This window comes from Isoptericola sp. Y541, from assembly GCF_059445465.1.
Genome location: NZ_JCAIUJ010000007.1, coordinates 163,313 through 181,362 on the forward strand (window position 1 = coordinate 163,313; position 18,050 = coordinate 181,362).

Genomic DNA, 18,050 nt, shown 5'->3' on the forward strand with positions numbered 1-18,050 from the left:
TTCCACGGGGACGGCTATCCTCGCCGGACGATGGACATCGCCGCCCGCACCCCGACGTCCGCCTCCTCGACGCGGCGGACGGTGCTGCGGCTCGTCGCCGCGGCGCTCGTATCGGCGTCGGCGGTCCTCCTGTTCGCGGTGCACGTACGCCCGGTCGCGTACGTGCCGCTGGTCGCGGGCGTCGGGCTGGGACTCCTGGTGGACCGGCGGCTGGGCCGCGACCTGGCGCTGATCGCCGTCGCGCTCGGCATCATCTCCACCATCTCGCTCGAGGCGGACCTGTCCGATGCCGGGATGGCGCGCTTCGCCGTCGTCCTCTCCTTGGCGGTGCTGGTGCCGTGGGCGGCGTCGCGGTACCTGTTCCGCGACCCTTCGACAGGCTCAGGGGGGACCGGGCCAGGGGTGGTGCGCTTCCCGATCGCGACGGGGCGACGCTGGTCGCCGGGGCAGTACGTGTACCTGGCGATCGTGGTGCTGGTGGGCTACCTGGTGCTGCCCTGGTACTTCCTCGGGTCGGGCGCGTACCTCAACTGGCCGGCGCTGGAGGGCGGGGAGGACATCGCGCGGCTGTTCGTCGGCGTCAACGCCGTGGGCATCTGGGACGAGCTGTTCTTCGTGTGCACGGTGTTCGCCCTGCTGCGGCGCCACTTCGGGGTGTGGACGGCGAACGCCCTGCAGGCCGTGATCTTCGTGTCGTTCCTGTGGGAGCTCGGCTACCGCGAGTGGGGGCCGCTGCTGACCGTGCCGTTCGCGCTGGTGCAGGGCTGGATCTTCGCCCGCTACAAGAGCCTGCCGTACGTTGTGACGGTGCACCTGCTGTTCGACGCCGTGGTGTTCGCCGTGCTGGTGCACGGCCACCACCCCGAGCTCTTCGACGTCTTCGTCACCGCGCCCTGAGCCCTCCCCGGGCGACGTGTTGAGCGCGAGGCGGTCGCCGTGGGAAAGTGCGGCCCTGGGCGGTGTGCCGAAAATGAGCGAGGCAACGATGGACGACCCTGTGGACGACGTCGACCTCGAGGCCTGTGCCACGGAGCCCATCCACGCTCCCGGGGCCGTCCAGCCGCGGGGTGTGCTGCTCGTGGTGGACGACGACATCGTGGTCCAGGCGTCGGCGAACGCGCCCGACCTGCTGGGGCGGGACCTGCCCGACATCCTGGGGCACCGCCTCGACGCCACGGTGGGTGACGCGGCCGGACTGCTGCGCCATGCCAGGGCGCTGGAGCCCCGCCCCCTGTCCGAGGTGCTGCGCCGGGTGACTGTCGACGGCCGCCCGTGGATCGCCGCGACGCACCGGACCGCCGAGGGCACGGTCGTCGTCGAGCTCGAGCCCAGGGACGAGGACGCCGACCCGGGCGACGGGTACCGCACCGCCTACGCCGTGCTCGGCAGGGCTGCGACAGCCGGTTCCCTGCGTGAGCTCTACGACCTCACGGCGCGCGGGGTGCGGGAGGTGACCGGCTTCGACCGGGTCATGGTGTACCGGTTCGACGTGGACCACCACGGCGAGGTGGTCGCCGAGGACCGCCGGGACGATCTCGAGCCGTTCCTCGGGCAGCGCTACCCGGCGTCCGACATCCCGCCGCAGGCGCGCGCGCTGTACGAGAAGAGCTGGCTGCGGCTCATCTCCGACGTCCGGTCCGAGCCGGTGGCCCTCGTGCCGGTGCTGCACCCGGTGACGGGGGTGCCGGCCGACCTCACGTTCGCCGGCCTGCGGGCCGTCTCGCCCGTGCACATCCAGTACCTGAAGAACATGGGAGTGGGTGCGTCCATGTCGATCTCCCTGCTCGACGGCGGACGACTGTGGGGCATGGTGGCCTGCCACCACGAGGGCCCGCACACCCCCTCGCTCGAGGTGCGCGCGGCGGCGGAGGCGCTCGCCTCCGGCCTGTCCCTGCAGATGGTGGTGCACGCCGCGGCCGACCGGGCAGAGCGCGCCCGCCGGGTGACCAACGCCCTGGAAGTGCTGGTCGGCGCCAGCGACGGACCGATCGCCGAGGTGGTCGCGCGGCCGGAGCTCCTGCGGGTGCTCGGCGTCGACGGCGCCCTGGTGCGCACCGGCGGCACCTCGGCGACGATCGGCACGGTGCCGGCCGCGCTCGACGCCGTCGTCGAGGCCGTGCAGTCGGCGAGCCCGCCGCGCCACGAGGACGGCGGCGGCAACCCCGTCTTCGCGACCCACGAGCTGCGGGCCGATCATCCGGCGCTGGCCGGGCTCGGCGAGGTCGCGGGCGCGCTCGTGGCGCCCCTGCCCGACGGCGACCTGCTGGCGCTCTTCCGCCGGGAGATCACGCGCGAGGTGACCTGGGCCGGCGACCCCCGTGCCAAGACCGTGGTTCGCGAGGACGACGGGGCGGTGCGCATCGGCCCCCGCAGCTCGTTCGCGCGGTGGCGGGAGATCGTGCACGGCACCAGCGAGCCGTGGTCCGGAGACGACGTCCGTTCCGCGGTCGTGGCTCGCCGGACCGTCGTCGAGGCGCTCTACCGCCGCACCCGGCCCGACCTGGGCGCCGCCCTGGTGCTGCAGCACTCGTCGCTGCCCGCCACGCTGCCCGCCCCGCCGGGCTGGCGACTCCAGGCCCGCTACCGCCCGGCCCACGGCGGGTCCGTGGGAGGCGACTGGTACGACGCGTTCGACATGCCGGACGGGCGCGTCGCCCTGGTGATCGGCGACGTCGTAGGGCACGGCCTTCCCGCGGCGTCCGCGATGAACCAGCTCCGCAACGGGCTGCGGTCGCTGCTCCTGACACACGGCGAGGTGGGGAGAGCCGTCGGGGCGCTCGATCATCTCGCCCGCACGCTGCTGAGCGGTGACATGGCGACCCTGTTCGCCGCGATCCTCGACCCGGGCGCCAGGACGATCGAGTACGTCTGCGCGGGCCACCTCTCGCCCCTGGTCGTCGACGGCCACGGCGCGCAGTGGGTGGACGTGGTGCGGAACCTGCCGATAGGCGCCATGCCCGCGGTTCCAGAGGTCGGCCGGCTCGAGCTGCACGAGGGGCAGTCGCTGCTGCTCTACACGGACGGGCTCGTCGAGCGGCGCGGTACGTCCCTTCGGGCCCGGCTGGAGGAGCTCCGTGCCACGGCTGCGCTGACGCTGGACCTCGAGGTGCTCGAGCACAAGCTCGCGGGCCTGGAGTCGGAGGACGACTCGACCACCCTGCTGGTGACCGCGTCCGGGCCCGCGCGGGGCTGACGCTCAGCCGGCGAGCTCGTCGAGCAGCCGGGACATCCGGTCGATCTCCGCGATCTGGTCCGCCGCCACGTTCGCGGAGAACTCCTGGACCGTCTCGTCCCGCCCGGCGGAGCTGACGTCCTCGACCATCTCCAGCGCACCCGCGTGGTGCTTGATCATGCCCTTGAGGAAGAGCCGGTCGAACGCGGTGCCGTCCGCGTCCGCCAGGGCCGCCATCTCGGCGTCGGTCAGCATGCCGGGCATGGAGTCGTGGTCGTGGGCCTGGGGGGCGCGTGGCCCGCTCCCGTCCGACGGCGCCGTCGACGACGTCGGTGAGGCGACCGCGGGCACCGGGAGGTCGTGGTCCTCGAGCCAACGGCTCATGTACTGGATCTCGCCGTCCTGCGTCAGGCGGATTCGATCGGCGAACTTCGCGATCTGCGCCGACGTCGACCGCCCGGGAACCAGCTGCGCCATCTCCACGGCCTGGGCGTGGTGGCCGATCATCCGGGTCATGAAGTCGGCATCGGCGTCGGTGACCACGTCGGCGTCACCCATGCCCTCGTAGTCCTCGGGTGCGATCGTCCGGGCGGGTTCGCCGGGCTTCCCCGGCGCGAGCACCGCCGACGACGGCGTCGAGGTCACCTCGGGTTCCGCGGCGGTGCACCCCGCGGCGGTGAGCCCTATGGCAAGGACGAAGGCGCAGGTCAGGACGGCGCGACTGCCGCCCGTGTGACGGAGCCGGGGGTCTGTGGTCACCTGTGGATCCTCTCCTGAGGTTGTTGCCACCGCGTTAAAAGATGCCCGCACACCTGGTTGGGAGGATGCTTCCAGGCGACACTCAGTGTGACCCAACAAGGAGGTGTGGCGCCTGTGCGTCGTCCAACCCTGAGTTCACGGATGAGAAGTTCACGGGCGAGGGGCGCCGCCGGCGTCGCCCTCTCGCTGGCCCTGACGGCCGGAGTGCTGGGGCTCGCGGCCCCGGCATCAGCGTCCGACGCCCAGTCCGATGCGTTGGAGCCAGACGTCCCACCGGGCGAGGTGGCGTCGTCGAACATCGAGCACCTCAGCAACAACCCGAAGAACGGCGCCCTGCAGGGCACCGGCTCTGACCTCGCGTTCCAGGGCAAGTACGCCTACGCGGGCAACTACGACGGCTTCACCGTCTACGACCTGTCCGATCCCGAGGAGCCCGTCCAGGCGCTCCAGGTGTACTGCCCCGGCTCGCAGAACGACGTCTCCGTCTACGGCGACATCCTGGTGCTCTCCACCGACTCGTCGCGCAGCGACGACTCGTGCGCCTCGACGACCCGCCCCGCGACGGAGAAGGGCTCCTGGGAGGGCATCAAGGTCTGGGACATCTCCGACCCGCTCGAGCCCGAGTACGTCAAGGCCGTCGAGACGGCGTGCGGTTCCCACACCCACTCGCTGGCGCCGACCAAGAACGGCAAGGACCTGTACGTCTACGTCTCGTCGTACAGCCCGAGCTCGTCGTACCCCGACTGCCGCCCGCCGCACGACATCATCTCGATCGTGAAGGTCCCGGTGAAGAACCCCGCGGCGGCCAAGCTCGTCGGCACACCGAACCTCTTCCCGAAGGGCGGCTACGAGGGCGACCCGGATCGCAGAGCCTCGGCGACCTCCGGCTGCCACGACATCACCACCTACGCGAAGTACGACCTCGCCGCCGGAGCGTGCATGGGCGACGGCATCCTGATGGACATCAAGGACCGCGCCCACCCGAAGGTGATCAGCACGGTCCGCGACACCGAGAACTTCGCGTTCTGGCACTCGGCCACCTTCAACAACGACGCGACCAAGGTCGTCTTCACCGACGAACTCGGCGGCGGCGGCCTGGCGACCTGCACCGGCGAGTATGCACCGGAGCTCGGCGCCAACGGCATCTACGACATCGAGAAGGTCAAGAAGCACGGCGGGAAGAACGGCAAGAAGCTCGCGTTCCAGAGCTACTACAAGATCCCGCGCATCAACGACAGCACCGAGAACTGCGTGGCCCACAACGGCTCGCTGATCCCCGTCAAGGGCAAGGACCTCATGGTCCAGGCCTGGTACCAGGGCGGCGTCTCCGTGTTCGACTTCACCGACTCGTCCCACCCGACCGAGGTCGCCTGGTTCGACCGCGGCGCGGGCATCTCCAGCGGTGGCTCCTGGTCCACCTACTGGTACAACGGCTACGCCTACTCGAACGACCTGGGGATCGGTTTCGATGCGTTCGACATCGACGACTCGATCGACGGCAAGGCCAAGACGAACCTCAAGTCGCTGAACCCGCAGATGCAGCAGAAGTTCTGAGCCTCTGAGCCCTGCTGATAGCAAAACGGCCTCGGGGCCGGTGGGAAGTCCCACCGGCCCCGAGGCCGTTCTGATCGAGTGCGGCTTCTCAGCCGCCGCGGATCGCTCGCGTCACTCCGACGCGGCGGCCTTCTCCCAGCCCATGTTCTCCACCGGCTGCAGGCCGAAGAGGTCGAGACCGGTGTAGGTCTCGGGGGTGAGGTTGGCGAGGCCGTCCTTCGCCATGGCGATCCACGGGCCGTTGTACAGCGGCAGGATGCCCCAGGTCTCGGCCATGATCTCGGACTCGAGCTTCATGCCGGCCGCGGTCTGCTCCTCGGCCGTGGGCAGCGTCATCACGTCGGCGATCTTCTCGTCGATCGCCTTGGTGCCGGTCATCGACAGGTTCAGGCCGCTGTCGGAGCAGTACACCTGGCACATCCACGCCACGCCGTACGGGTCGCTCGAGGAGAAGCCCATGATCACGATGTCCCAGTCCTTCGTGGTCAGGACGGTGGAGAAGTCGCTCGCGGGGCGCTTGTCGATCTCGAGCGCGAAGCCGATCTGGGCGAGCTGCTGCTGCACCACCTTGGCGCGTGCCTCGGTGATCGGGTCCTCGCCGAAGATCGGCATCCGGCCCTCGAGCTTCTGGCCGTCCTTCTCGCGGACGTCGCCGTTCAGTGCCCACCCGGCCTCGTCGAGGGCGGCGGTGGCAGCCTCGACGTCGTGCGACCAGCCCGACTCGGCGAGCGCGTCGACGTAGCCCTCCTGGAACGGGTACAGGTTGAACGAGCCGGCCTCGGTCTCGGTGTAGCCGAGGCCGTTCCAGACGACCTCCTTGATCTGCTCGCGGTCGATCGCCTTGAAGATCGCCTCGCGCACCTCGAGGTCCGCGAGCTGCGGGCGCTCGGCGTTGAGCTGGAACAGGTTGCTCGATGCGCGCTGCGCGCGATACGTGGCGGCACCCTCGACGTCGGCGAGCTGCTCGAGGTTGTCCGCGGTGAGGTTCTCGACCATGTCGATCTCGCCGTTCTGGAACGCGTTGACCGCGGCGACCGGGTCGAGCACCCGGAACGTGACCTTGTCGAGCATGGGCTCGTCGCCCCACCAGTTCTCGTTCGGCACGAACGAGATGACGCCGCCGTTGATGTCGAAGTCGTCGATCTTGTACGGCCCGGCGCCCCACTCGGGGTGGGCCTCCTCGACGTAGCCCTCGTTGAAGACCTTGGGCGAGTCGACATTCGGGTTCATGAGGTTCCAGAAGAGGCCCTCGGTCCAGGGGAACTCCGACTTGAACGTGACGACCGCCTGGCGCTCGTCCTCGCCCTGGGTGACCGACTCGATCTGCGAGTAGCCGTCCGTGGTGTTCGGCACGTACTTCTCGTCGGTCGACCGGTTCGCGATCCAGCCCTGCTCGTACGACTCCCAGGTGATCGGGCTGCCGTCGTTCCAGACCGCCTCGGGGTTGATCGTGTACGTGACGACGGTCTTGCCGTCGACGACCTCGGTGGTCCAGTCGGTGAGGTAGGCGGGGTTGGCCTCGGCCTTGCCCTCCGGGGACATGAGGATCGGCTGCGGGTTGTACCACGCCCAGACCTTGGCCGTGTCGACCGAGCCGTCGGAGTGGTTGGCGTTCATCTGGGGGGTGATCTCGTCGATGGCGAGGGTCACCTCGCCGCCCTGCTCGAGGTTCTCGCGCGGCTGCGGGTTGTAGTCCGCGCCCTCGATGCTCTGGGCCTCGGCCGTCGGCTCGTCGCCACCGTCCCCGTTGCCGCCACCGCAGGCGGTCAGGGCCAGGGCGAGCACGCCGGCGGCGGCGACGCTGCCTGCCAGTCGGTTGTGCAACCTCATGGTGCTCCTTTCGCGCCTCGCGGGCGCTTTCTTGATGGATGGAGTGAAGTGGTGGGGCGGAACGTCAGCGGTAGTGGCAGGCGTTCACGTGGACACCGGTGCGGCCGGTGAGAGCCGGCACCTTCGTCTCGCAGGCGACCCGCTCGGTCTCGTCGAGCGTCTGATAGAGCGGGCACCGCGTGACGAAGGCACACCCCGGAATCGTGTCGGTCGGGCTCGGGAGGTCGCCGGTGAGCACGATGTGCTCGCGGCCGCGCTCCTTGACGGGATCCGGGATGGGGATCGCGGACAGCAGCGCCCGGGTGTACGGGTGCTGCGGGTCGTCGAACACCGCGTCGACGTCGCCGTGCTCGACGAAGCTGCCGAGGTACATCACGGCCACGCGGTCGGCGATGTGCCGCACGACCGAGAGGTCGTGCGCGACGAAGAGGTACGACAGGCCCAGGCGCACCTTGAGCTCGTCGAGCAGGTTGATGACGCCGGCCTGGACGGACACGTCGAGGGCCGACACGGGCTCGTCCAGCACCACCAGCTTCGGGTTGGTGGCCAGGGCCCGCGCGATGCCGATCCGCTGCCGCTGGCCGCCGGAGAAGGCCGCCGGGAACCGGTCGCTGTGGGCGGGGTCCAGGCCGACGAGGTCCATCAGCTCGTCGACCCGCGGGCCGACCTCGGCGGCCGCCATGTGCCCGGTGCGCAACGGCTCGGCGATGACGTCGAAGATGGTCATGCGCGGGTCGAGCGAGCCCACCGGGTCCTGGAAGACGATCTGGACGTCGTGGCGCAGCTCCCGCTCGGCGCGCCCGCGCTTGATGTCGGTGACGCTGGTGCCGACGATCCGGATGTCGCCGTCGGCCTGCGGCGCGAAGTCCATGATCTGCAGCAGCGTCGTGGTCTTGCCCGACCCGGACTCGCCGACGATCGCCATCGTCTCACCCTCGCGGATGTCGAAGCTGACGCCCTTGACGGCATGCACCTCGCCGATCTTGCGCTTGCGGAAGGAGCCCCGGGTCAGCGGGAACGACTTCGTGAGGTTCTCGACCTCGAGCGTGGGCTCGCGCAGGTCGCGCGGCACCGACTCGAGCGTCGAGGTGGGGACGGTCGGGACCGGGTAGACCGGGCCGTCGTCGATGCGGCCCGCGCGGATCTCCTCGGCGCGGATGCAGGCGGCGCGGTGGTCGCCCTGCCCGCCCACCTGCCCACCCACCTGGTCGCCCACAGTGACGAGCTCGGGCTCGGCGGTGCGGCAGGCGTCGGTCACGATCGGGCAGCGGTCCGCGAACGGGCAGGCGTCCGGCAGGTCGACCAGGAGCGGGGGGCTGCCCTTGATCGGCACCAGCGGCTGCTTCTCGGCCTTGTCGACGCGGGGGATCGCGCCGAGCAGGCCGATCGAGTACGGCATGCGCGTGTCGGCGAACAGCGTGTCGACCGGCGCCCGCTCGATCGCCCGGCCGGCGTACATCACGATCACGTCGTCAGCGGTGTGCGCGACCACGCCCATGTCGTGGGTGATCATCATGACCGCGGCGCCGGTCTCGCGCTGAGCGGTGCCGATGAGGTCCAGGATCTGCGCCTGGATGGTGACGTCGAGGGCCGTCGTCGGCTCGTCGGCGATGATGAGCTTCGGGTTGTTCGCCATCGCGATCGCGATGACCACCCGCTGGCGCATGCCGCCGGAGAACTCGTGCGGGAACGAGCGCACCCGCTCCTGGGGGCGGGGGATACCGACGAGCTTGAGCAGCTCCACGGCGCGGTCCCACGCGGCGCGGCGCGACATCCGCGGGTTGTGGATCGTGAGGGCCTCGACGATCTGGTCGCCGACGCTGAACACCGGCGTCAGTGACGTGAGCGGGTCCTGGAAGATCATCGCGATGCCGTTGCCGCGGATCTTGGACATCTGCGCGTCGCTCTTGCCGAGCAGCTCCTGCCCCTCGAACGCCACCGAGCCGCCGATGCGGGCGTTCTCGTCGAGCAGGCCCATGACGGCGAGCGACGTGACGGACTTGCCGGAGCCGGACTCGCCCACGATGCCGAGGGTGCGCCCCGCGGAGAGGTCGAAGGAGACGCCGCGCACGGCGTCGACGCGGCCGGCCTCGGACGGGAAGCTGACGGTGAGGTCGCGGACGGAGAGGATGGGGGTGGTCATGCGCGGCCTCCCGCTGCGGAGGTGGGATCGAGGGCATCCCGCAGGCCGTCGGCGATGAGCGCCATGGAGACGGTCAGCAGGGTCAGCGCCGCCGCGGGGAAGGAGAACAGCCACGGAGCGCTCGAGATGCTCGAGGCGCCGATGCCGATGAGGGAGCCGAGCGAGACGTCGGGCAGCTTGACCCCGAACCCGAGGAACGACAGGCCCGTCTCGGCCATCACGGCGCCCACGACGCCGAGCGTGAAGTTGATGACCAGCAGCGACCCGATGTTGGGGATCAGGTGGCGCAGCACGATGCGGAACCCGGGCACGCCCATGTAGCGCGCGGCGTGGACGAACTCCCGCTCGCGCAGCGACAGGGACAGCGTCCAGATGGTGCGGGCCTGGAAGAACCAGCTGACGAGGATGAGGACGAGGGCGATCACGCGCCAGTCGCCGCCGGAGTCGTTGGACATCATCGCGAGCAGCAGGAACGTCGGCGCCACCATCAGGAAGTGGATGACGAACAGCGAGACCTTCTCGATGCGCCCGCCGAAGTAGGCGGCGGCGGTGCCGATGACGGCGGACAGGATCGTCGTGCCCGTGGCCACCACGACCGCGATCAGCAGCGAGCGCTGCAGCCCGACCACGACCATCGCGTAGATGTCGTTGCCGGCGTTGTTGGTGCCGAACCAGTGCTCGGGGCTCGGCGGGTCGGACAGCGCGAGGAAGTCGAGCTCGACGGAGTCGAACTTCTGGAACAGCGAGCCGAGCAGCGCGAAGAGCACGAGCAGCACGAAGATGACGATCCCCGCGACGGCGGGCCGGTTGCGGGCGAACCGGCGGCCGTACAGGCGCCACTTCGAGAGGCGCTTGCGCGCCTCGGGACCCGCGACGACGGGGGGCAGGTTATCGCCCTCCGCGAGGGGATCGACCATCGAGCCGGGTGTGGAGGAATCCGTTGCCATGTCAGCTCACCCGCACTCGGGGATCGAGGGCGACGACCGCGACGTCCGCGAGGATGGCACCGACCGCGGTCATGACGGCGCCGAACGCTGCCACCGCGACCACGCCGTTGACGTCGTTCTTCGAGATCGTCTCGATGAAGTACTGCCCCATGCCCTTCCAGGCGAAGATCGACTCGGTCAGCACCGCGCCGGTGAAGATGGCCGGGATCGAGAAGGCGACCTGCGTCGTGACCGGGATCAGGGACGTGCGCAGCGCGTGCTTGCGGATCGCCTGCTGCTTGGTCAGGCCCTTGGCCCGGGCCATGCGCACGTAGTCGGACTTGATGTTGTCGAGCAGCAGGGACCGCTGCAGGAAGTGGTACTGCGCGTAGCCGACCAGGACCAGCGCGATCGTGGGCAGCGCGATGTGCTGCGCGGTGTCGACGAGGGTGGGGAAGAACCCGCTCACGCCAGGGCTCGACGACCCGGTGACGTAGAAGACGGTGGTGCCGACGGCGCTGTTGAACCCGATCGCGAGCAGCACGAGCCCGAGCGCAGCCACGACGATCGGGATGTTCATCGTGATGATCGACGTGCCCTGGGCGATCCGGTCGCCGAGGCGGTACTGCCGGGACGCGCTGTAGACGCCCAGCGCGATGCCAATCAGGGTCAGGAGGACGGTCGCACCGAGCATGAGCTCGCCCGAGACCCACATGCGGTAGGACACCTGCTCGTTGACGGACTGCCCCGTGGGGCTCACGCCCCAGTCCCAGTGAAGGACGATCCCGCTGAACCACGACCACCAGCGCTCGAGGAGGGGGGTGCCGTCGTCCAGGTTGCGCGGCTCGAGCAGATTGACGATCTGCACCTCGCTCAGCGGTGGGCGTCGGCCGACGTAGTTGCTCCGGGGATCGAGGTAGGCCCAGGCAAGGAGATAGGTCAGGTTCGTGACGGCTACCACCATGAGCAACCAACCGGCAGTGCGGCGTAGCAGATATCGAGTCAAGGTCGGCGGGCTCTCTCATGGATGGTCGCGGTGCCGTGACGTTACAGGGGCCGATCGTCGCCCAGGTCACATTTCCCGCGGAACTGTGGATCGTTACCGATTCGTGCTCGAGGCGAACATACCGGCAACACGCCGTAAGCAACGCCGCACCCCGGGCGTTGCGCGACCGTTGGGCCGGACGATCGTCCGTTGCGCAGGCTCAACCAGCGGGACCCGGCGAGGCTCAGCGGCGGCGGAGCGCGCCTTCGGCGAGCGGGACGGCGACGGCGAGGAGGGTGAGGGCGGCCCCGACGTAGGTCGGGCCGCCGGGCGGGGCGACGCCGGGAGAGGCGAGGTCGAGCACCAGCGCCCCGACCACCTGGCCGGCGATCATGCCGAGCCCGAGCAGCAGCACGCCGATGCGCTGCACCACGGCCGCCTGCAGGGCGATGAAGACGATCCCCAGCAGGCCGCCGGAGTAGAGCAGGAGGTCCGGGGGGAACGCGCCGGTGGGCGGGCCCCCGACGACGAGCGACACCGTGAACACGACCAGCAGCGCCGCCGTCCCCACGAGGAAGCTCACGAACGTCGCCGCCAGCACGCCGCCGTCTCTCCCGGAGGTCGAGGCCCGGGTTTCGACGGGCTCGACGATTTCGACGGGCTCAACCAGCGGGGCCGGGCGCACCGCCGTGCGCACCCGCCCGTTGAGCGCCTGCTGGAACGACTGCAGGATCCCCGACACCAGCGGGAACAGCGCGAGCCCGAGGGCCGCCGTCGACGCCCCCGCGCCAGCGACCACGACCACCGCCACGACGGTCAGCACCGGCCCGGCCGCCCGCCCCGCGGTCACCAGGCGCACGCCGCCGGGGGCCAGGCCCAGCCGGTCGATGACGAGGGAGCTCACCGACTGCCCGGCCACGAGCGCGATGGTGAAGACGGCCACGCCGAGGGCGTCGACCGTGAGCCCCTGCGACATCACGTAGAACGCCCCGCCGAGCCCGCCGAGACACTCCCACCAGCGCAGCCCGCCCGGCCGCCGCCCGGCGCGGCCGTGGTGCAGGCCGGCCGCGACCTGTGCGACGGCCGACCGCCCGGCGCGGGAGAACGGGAGGGCGGCGGTGAGCAGCACCAAGCCGGAGCCGAACGACAGCGCCGCCGTGCCGAACGCCGTGCCCGTCTCGGTGGCGACGGTGCCGTTGACGCGGCTCTGCAGCGCGGCTGCGACCCCCGCGACGATCGCCAGCCCGACGCCGATGGCGCGCTGCCGCCCGGTCGCGATGGTTGCCACGGCCGCCATTGTCCCCGTCGGTCGGGCGTGTCGAGACCCGGTTCCGGCGAGGAGTCAGGTGAGGTGGTCGAAGTCCCCGCGCACCCACGCGGCGTGACGCTCGGCGGAGCGCAGCACGATGTCGCGCGCGTCGGCGGGGATCACGCCCTCGAAGTTGTTGTAGAGCCGCTCGAACGGTCGGCGGGCGACGTGCTCTGCGACCCGCGTCACGACCGCCCCCGACAGCGGGATGCGGTTGGGGTAGCTGCGCATGAAGCTCACGGACGTGCGGTCGGGGTTGGCGAAGATCGTGTCGCCGGACAGCAGCACCCCGCGCCCGTCGGCGCCGTCCGCCCAGTGCACGACCGCCGAGCCGGGGAAGTGCCCGCCCGGCTGGCTGAGCACCACGCCGGGCAGGACCTCACGCTCTCCCGACCACGTCTCGATGACGGCGTCGGGGCGCGCCACCCAGCCGGCGTCGGCCTCGCTGACCAGCACCGGGACATCATGGCCTATCGCCGCGGCAATCCGCCGGCTCCACTCCACCTGCACGCCGAACATGTGCGGGTGGCTGGCCGCGACCACGACGTCGCCGCCCCCGGCCGCGTCGACGACTGCCGCGACCACGCCGTCGTCGACGAAGCCCAGCAGGTCCCACAGCAGCGCCCCCGCGGAGGTGCTCACCACCTTGGCCCGCTGCCCGATGCCGACCCCGGGCGCGGTCTGCAGCCCGAGCAGGCCGGGTTCCAGCTCGACGACCTCGACGGCGCGGCCCTCGGCCGCCAGCTCGTCGAGGGTGGTCCAGGCCTGGCCGGCGGCGGGCACCCACTGCCGCTCGTCGGCGCAGATCGCGCAGACGTCCGGGCGGGAGGCGTGCTCGACCGCGCAGGTGCGGCAGATCCAGAACTCATCGGTGGTCGACTGATCCGTGGCCATGTCGACCAGACTTCCACCTCGAGGCGGAGGCGCCCAGCGCTTTGCGCTCCCTAGGCTGGGCAGGTGCCGCAGGAGACCACGAGTATGACCACGCGCCTCTCCGACTGGTGGGGGATCGGCTCCGGCTGGGAGCGCATCCCCGCCGACCCGTCGCGCGCCTACCGGAACGACCTGTGGCTCGGCGCGGCGTTCGTCGTCGTCACGGTCGTGGGCACCGAGCTGGCCCGCAGCTTCGGCAGCTTCGTGGGGGTCGACACCCCCGCCTGGGGCCTGTTCGTGATCGCCGCCGCGGGCGCCGTCCCGCTCGCGTGGCGTCGCCGGTACCCGCTGACGGTGCTTGCCCTGGTGTACCTGCACTTCCTCGTCGTGGGCCTGACCGTCCCGATGGTGACGGCGGTCGCGCCGCTGCAGGTCGTCTACTTCGTCGCGCTGTTCAGCGCGGTGGCGTGGGCGCGGGACCGGCAGGCGATGACGGTCGTCGTCGGGGCCGCGCTGCTGGCGATGTTCCTCTGGCTCGCGTGGCAGTTCGCGGCGGGGGCCGGCGTGCAGGGGATCGTCGACCAGCTCGACCTGGACGTCCCGCACCCCGGCCTGATCAGCCCGGGTATCGCCATGGTCGCCTACACCTGGCTCTTCAACTTCGCCTACTTCTACGGGGCGGTGGCGGGCGGCCAGCTCATGTGGCACGCCGCGCGACGCCGCGAGCAGCTCGAGGAGCAGGCGGAGACGATCGAGCGCCAGACGTTGGAGCTGCAGCGGCAGGCGGTGGTGACGGAGCGGCTGCGCATCGCCCGCGAGCTGCACGACGTCGTCGCGCACCACGTGTCCGTCATCGGCATCCAGGCCGCCGCCGCCCGCCGGATGCTCGCCCGCGACCCCGAGGCCGCCGCCGTCCCGCTGGCCACCATCGAGGGGGAGTCGCGCGAGGCCGTGACGCAGATGCGGGGGCTGCTCGGCACCCTGCGCGGGATCGACCCCGGCCCGGACGACGGGTCGCGGGCCGGGGGCGCCGCCCCGGAGAGCCGCGCCCCCGAGCCGGGGCTCCCCGACATCCCCGGCCTCGCTGAGGACGCCGGCGGGCTCGACGTCGAGGTGCGCGTCGTGGCGGACCCGGGCGCGGTCGACGGGGTGCCCGCGCCCGTCGGCCTCAGCCTCTACCGCACCGCGCAGGAGGCGTTGAGCAACGTGCGCAAGCACTCCACCGCGCGGCGGGCGAGCGTCGTCGTGCGGGTGGACCGGCGTCCGGTCTCGATCGGTCAGCCGGGGGCGGAGCGGTTCCGCCACGGGTTCGCCGAGGTGGAGGTGCTCGACGACGGCTGTCCGCGCCCGGGGTCCACCGGGACGGGGATGGGCCTGATGGGGGTGCGCGAGCGGGTCGCCACGCACGGCGGGCTCGCCGACGTCGGGCCGCGCGTCACCGGCGGCTACCGTGTGCGGGTGCGCCTGCCCCTGCCCGAGAACCGCCCGTGACCAGCGTCGACACCCCCGGCGGCGGCGCACCGACCCGCGTGCTGCTCGTCGACGACCAGCGCCTCGTGCGCTCCGGTTTCGCGATGATCCTGTCCGTCGAGCCGGACGTCGAGGTGGTGGGCGAGGCCGCCGACGGCGCCAAGGCCGTGGAGCAGGCGCGGGCGCTGCGCCCCGACGTCGTGCTCATGGACGTGCAGATGCCCGTGATGGACGGCATCGAGGCCACCCGCCGGATCGTCGCCGCCGACCTTGCCAAGGTGCTCGTGCTCACCACGTTCGACGACGACGCCTACGTCGACGACGCGCTGCGCGCCGGCGCGTCCGGCTTCCTGCTCAAGAACTCCGACGCCGACCGGCTGGTCGACGCCGTCCGGACCGTCGCGGCCGGGCACGCGCTGCTCGCCCCGGAGGTGACGCGGCGCGTCATCGAGCGGATGGTCTCCGGCAGGCCGTCGGTCGAGGCGGTCCGGTCGTCGGTCGGTCCTGTCGAGACCCGGGTTTCGACAAGCTCGACCGGCGGTGGCGGGCTCGAGCAGCTCACTCCGCGCGAGCGGGAGGTGCTGGTGCTGGTCGGCCGCGGGCTGTCGAACGCGGAGGTCGCCACGGAGCTGTTCCTCGGCGAGGCCACGGTCAAGACGCACGTGTCGAACCTGCTGGCCAAGCTGCAGCTGCGCGACCGCGTGCAGGCCGTGGTCTTCTACCACCGCACGCTGACGTAGCGATCCCTCACCGTCCTGCGCACGGACGTGCGGGCAGTGTGACGTCGACAGCACGTACGGCCGGTCCGGAGCCCACGGGCGAGAAGTCCAGCCCTCGCTGGCCGGGAGCCGGCGCACCTCCGCGACGACCACGCCCCGGGTGACGTCGCGCCCCGTGAACCGCAGCAGCACCGCCCCGCGGCTCGTGAGCCCGTTCTGCCGACGTCGGTCGCCGAACAGCGCCTCCGGCGTTGTGTGGGTGTCGCGCCCGTCGAGCTCGGCGAGGAGCAGCCGGCCACCCGGCAGGATCCACGCCAGGTCGGCGCGTGCGAGGAACCAGCCGTCGGCGTCGTGGACGACGAGCTGCAGCGCGTCGGGCGGGCAACCCGCGTCCGCGCAGGCCAGCCGCGTCGCGGTCTCGATCGGCGACTCCGCCCGGGTCGGACTCGTCCCACCATGAGGTTGCACGGGCGGCACCGCGCCGACCCGCGGAGGACGCGGCTCCACTCGTCGCGACGCACGAGCAGGGCGACGTGCCGGTCGGTGAGGCCGTGTTCGTGACACTGGCCCGAGGACACCAGGCCCTCCTGCCTGGCGGCGACAGCGCGGAGGCGCCCGGGGACGACGAGGCGACGATGCATCCGTGCAGCAGACCGGGGTCGGGCCGGCCTGGCAGCCGTCATCCACAGCCCTCGTCGGTCGACGTAGCGATCTCTCGCCGTCCTGCGCCCGGACGCGAAGAAGTCGCTACGTCGAGAGCGGAAGTTCCTTGCGCTGGAGTGCACTCCAGCTCCTACGGTCGACCCATGACGGCAGTGGAGACGGAAGTCACGCTCGGCATCCGCGAAGTGGCCGCGCACAGCGGCCTGAGCGTGGACGCGCTGCGCTGGTACGAGCGCGAGGGGCTGTTGCCCCCGACCCCGCGTGGGACGGACGGGCGACGGCGCTACCCGGAGCGGCTGGTGGTCTTCGTGGGGCTCGTCGTGGCGCTGCGGCGCACCGGGATGCCCGTCGCCGACGTGCGCGAGTTCGTGCGCATGTCCGAGGCCGGCGCGCGCTCCCACGGCCGTCGTCTGGCGCTGCTGGAGAAGCAGCGCGCGAACATCCGCCAGCAGCAGGCCCAGCTCGCGCAGGACCTGGCCACGGTCGAGCACAAGATCGACCACTACGGCGAGCTGATCGCCGCGGGGCTCGACTGCGACGGCCTGCCCGTGACCGCCGAGAGGAACGACTCATGACCACGACCACCCCGCGCACCACGCTCGGCGACGGCCTCACCACCTCCCTGCTCGGCTACGGCGCGATGGGCCTCGCCCAGGTCTACGGCGAGGTGGACGAGGCGGACGCGCTCGCCACGCTGCACCACGTCCTCGACGCGGGCATCGACCTGATCGACACCGCCGACCTGTACGGCGCGGGCTCGAACGAGCGGCTGATCGCGCGGCTGCTCGCGGACCGTCGCGACGAGGTCACCCTCGCAACCAAGTTCGGGATCGTGCCCGAGGACGACACGTACACGCGCATGGGCGTGCGCAACGACACGGCGTACGTCGCCGAGGCGGCCGACGCGAGCCTGCGCCGCCTGGGCGTCGACGTCATCGACCTGTACTACCTGCACCGTCGCGACCCGCGGGTGCCGGTCGAGGAGGTCGTCGGGGCGATGGCCGACCTGGTGACGGCGGGCAAGGTGCGCCACCTCGGTCTCTCGGAGGTCACGGCGGCGGAGCTCCGCGCGGCGCAGGCCGTGCACCCGATCGCGGCGGTGCAGAGCGAGTGGTCGCTGTGGAGCCGCGACGTGGAGCGTGCGGTCGTGCCGACGGCGGCTGAGCTCGGGGTGGGCTTCGTGCCGTACTCGCCGCTCAGCCGCGGGTTCCTCACGGGCACCCTGGGCGGCGCGGAGATGCTGGCGGGGGACTGGCGCAGCAACCTCGAGCGGTTCCGCGGTTCGGCGTTCGAGGCCAACCAGGCGCTGGTGGCCGTGCTCCGCGGCATTGCCGAGGAGCGGGGCGCGACGCCGGCCCAGGTCGCGCTGGCCTGGCTCCGCCGCCAGGGGGAGGTGCTCGGGCTGCCCGTGGTGCCGATCCCGGGCTCCCGCCGCGCGGCCCGGGTGGACGAGAACCTCGCGTCGTTGCGCCTGGAGCTCGACGACGAGGCCGCGTCCGCGCTCGGCGAGCTGGCCGACGGCGTGGTCGGTGCCCGCTCCGACCGGTCGAACCCGGACTGGGTGTCCGAGACCCGCGAGTAGGCGCCAGAGCAGGAGAGACGCCGTCTCCGCCCAGGGGCGGAGGCGGCGATCTCCGTCGTAGGGCG

General features: G+C 71.5%; 14 protein-coding genes. 7 read left to right on the plus strand and 7 right to left on the minus strand.

All coding sequences use genetic code 11. From position 1 onward, the window contains the following. Nucleotides 1-30: 30 nt before the first annotated feature. Together AC1C2V_RS15875 and AC1C2V_RS15880 are read left to right on the plus strand one after the other, a co-directional pair. Nucleotides 31-897: a CPBP family glutamic-type intramembrane protease gene (locus AC1C2V_RS15875; RefSeq protein WP_495390605.1), complete on the plus strand. Its 867-nt coding sequence runs from the start codon at nt 31-33 to the stop codon at nt 895-897. An 88-nt stretch (nt 898-985) separates the two neighbouring features. Then, the gene (locus AC1C2V_RS15880; protein ID WP_495390606.1) at nt 986-3,193 is read left to right on the plus strand and encodes a SpoIIE family protein phosphatase; all 2,208 of its coding nucleotides are present in this window, start codon (nt 986-988) and stop codon (nt 3,191-3,193) included. A 3-nt stretch (nt 3,194-3,196) separates the two neighbouring features. Here the strand turns inward: AC1C2V_RS15880 and AC1C2V_RS15885 are convergent, their stop codons facing one another. Next, a complete protein-coding gene (locus AC1C2V_RS15885; protein WP_495390607.1) occupies nt 3,197-3,931 on the minus strand; it encodes a DUF305 domain-containing protein in 735 nt (244 codons plus the stop codon). Nucleotides 3,932-4,072: 141 nt separating this feature from the next. On the opposite strand from AC1C2V_RS15885, the gene AC1C2V_RS15890 reads away from it, so the two are divergent. Further along, nucleotides 4,073-5,485, plus strand: coding sequence for an LVIVD repeat-containing protein (locus AC1C2V_RS15890; RefSeq protein ID WP_495390608.1), 1,413 nt, complete (start codon nt 4,073-4,075; stop codon nt 5,483-5,485). Between the two features lie 111 nt (nt 5,486-5,596). Here AC1C2V_RS15890 and AC1C2V_RS15895 read toward each other — a convergent pair whose 3' ends face one another. The 6 genes from AC1C2V_RS15895 to AC1C2V_RS15920 all read right to left on the minus strand — a co-directional run bounded on the left by AC1C2V_RS15895 (nt 5,597) and on the right by AC1C2V_RS15920 (nt 13,572). Beyond that, nucleotides 5,597-7,315, minus strand: a complete 1,719-nt coding sequence (locus tag AC1C2V_RS15895; RefSeq protein WP_495390609.1) for an ABC transporter family substrate-binding protein — start codon at nt 7,313-7,315, stop codon at nt 5,597-5,599. A 64-nt stretch (nt 7,316-7,379) separates the two neighbouring features. Next, complete coding sequence (locus AC1C2V_RS15900) at nt 7,380-9,458, minus strand: ABC transporter ATP-binding protein (protein ID WP_495390610.1); 2,079 nt, start codon at nt 9,456-9,458, stop codon at nt 7,380-7,382. Continuing rightward, nucleotides 9,455-10,375: an ABC transporter permease gene (locus tag AC1C2V_RS15905; protein ID WP_495390611.1), complete on the minus strand. Its 921-nt coding sequence runs from the start codon at nt 10,373-10,375 to the stop codon at nt 9,455-9,457. Before AC1C2V_RS15905 ends, AC1C2V_RS15900 begins: the two co-directional genes overlap by 4 nt. A gap of 31 nt (nt 10,376-10,406) precedes the next feature. Next, nucleotides 10,407-11,348: an ABC transporter permease gene (locus tag AC1C2V_RS15910; protein ID WP_495390612.1), complete on the minus strand. Its 942-nt coding sequence runs from the start codon at nt 11,346-11,348 to the stop codon at nt 10,407-10,409. Between the two features lie 265 nt (nt 11,349-11,613). Next, nucleotides 11,614-12,666, minus strand: coding sequence for a DMT family transporter (locus AC1C2V_RS15915; RefSeq protein ID WP_495390613.1), 1,053 nt, complete (start codon nt 12,664-12,666; stop codon nt 11,614-11,616). 45 nt (nt 12,667-12,711) lie between these two features. After that, on the minus strand, nt 12,712-13,572 hold the full coding sequence (locus tag AC1C2V_RS15920) for an MBL fold metallo-hydrolase (protein WP_495390614.1): 861 nt from the start codon (nt 13,570-13,572) through the stop codon (nt 12,712-12,714). Nucleotides 13,573-13,635: 63 nt separating this feature from the next. Here AC1C2V_RS15920 and AC1C2V_RS15925 point away from each other — a divergent pair, with 63 nt between their 5' ends. From AC1C2V_RS15925 to AC1C2V_RS15940, 4 genes are all read left to right on the plus strand, one after another. Then, nucleotides 13,636-15,042 carry a sensor histidine kinase gene (locus AC1C2V_RS15925; RefSeq protein ID WP_495390615.1) on the plus strand — a complete coding sequence of 469 codons (1,407 nt, stop codon included), beginning with the start codon at nt 13,636-13,638 and terminating at the stop codon, nt 15,040-15,042. 83 nt (nt 15,043-15,125) lie between these two features. Next, a complete protein-coding gene (locus tag AC1C2V_RS15930; protein ID WP_495390709.1) occupies nt 15,126-15,761 on the plus strand; it encodes a response regulator in 636 nt (211 codons plus the stop codon). A gap of 785 nt (nt 15,762-16,546) precedes the next feature. Next, a complete protein-coding gene (locus AC1C2V_RS15935; protein ID WP_495390616.1) occupies nt 16,547-16,978 on the plus strand; it encodes a MerR family transcriptional regulator in 432 nt (143 codons plus the stop codon). Then, nucleotides 16,975-17,985 (plus strand): aldo/keto reductase, encoded by a 1,011-nt coding sequence (locus AC1C2V_RS15940; RefSeq protein ID WP_495390617.1) that lies wholly within the window; start codon nt 16,975-16,977, stop codon nt 17,983-17,985. The genes AC1C2V_RS15935 and AC1C2V_RS15940 overlap by 4 nt, the downstream gene beginning before the upstream one ends. Nucleotides 17,986-18,050: the final 65 nt, after the last annotated feature.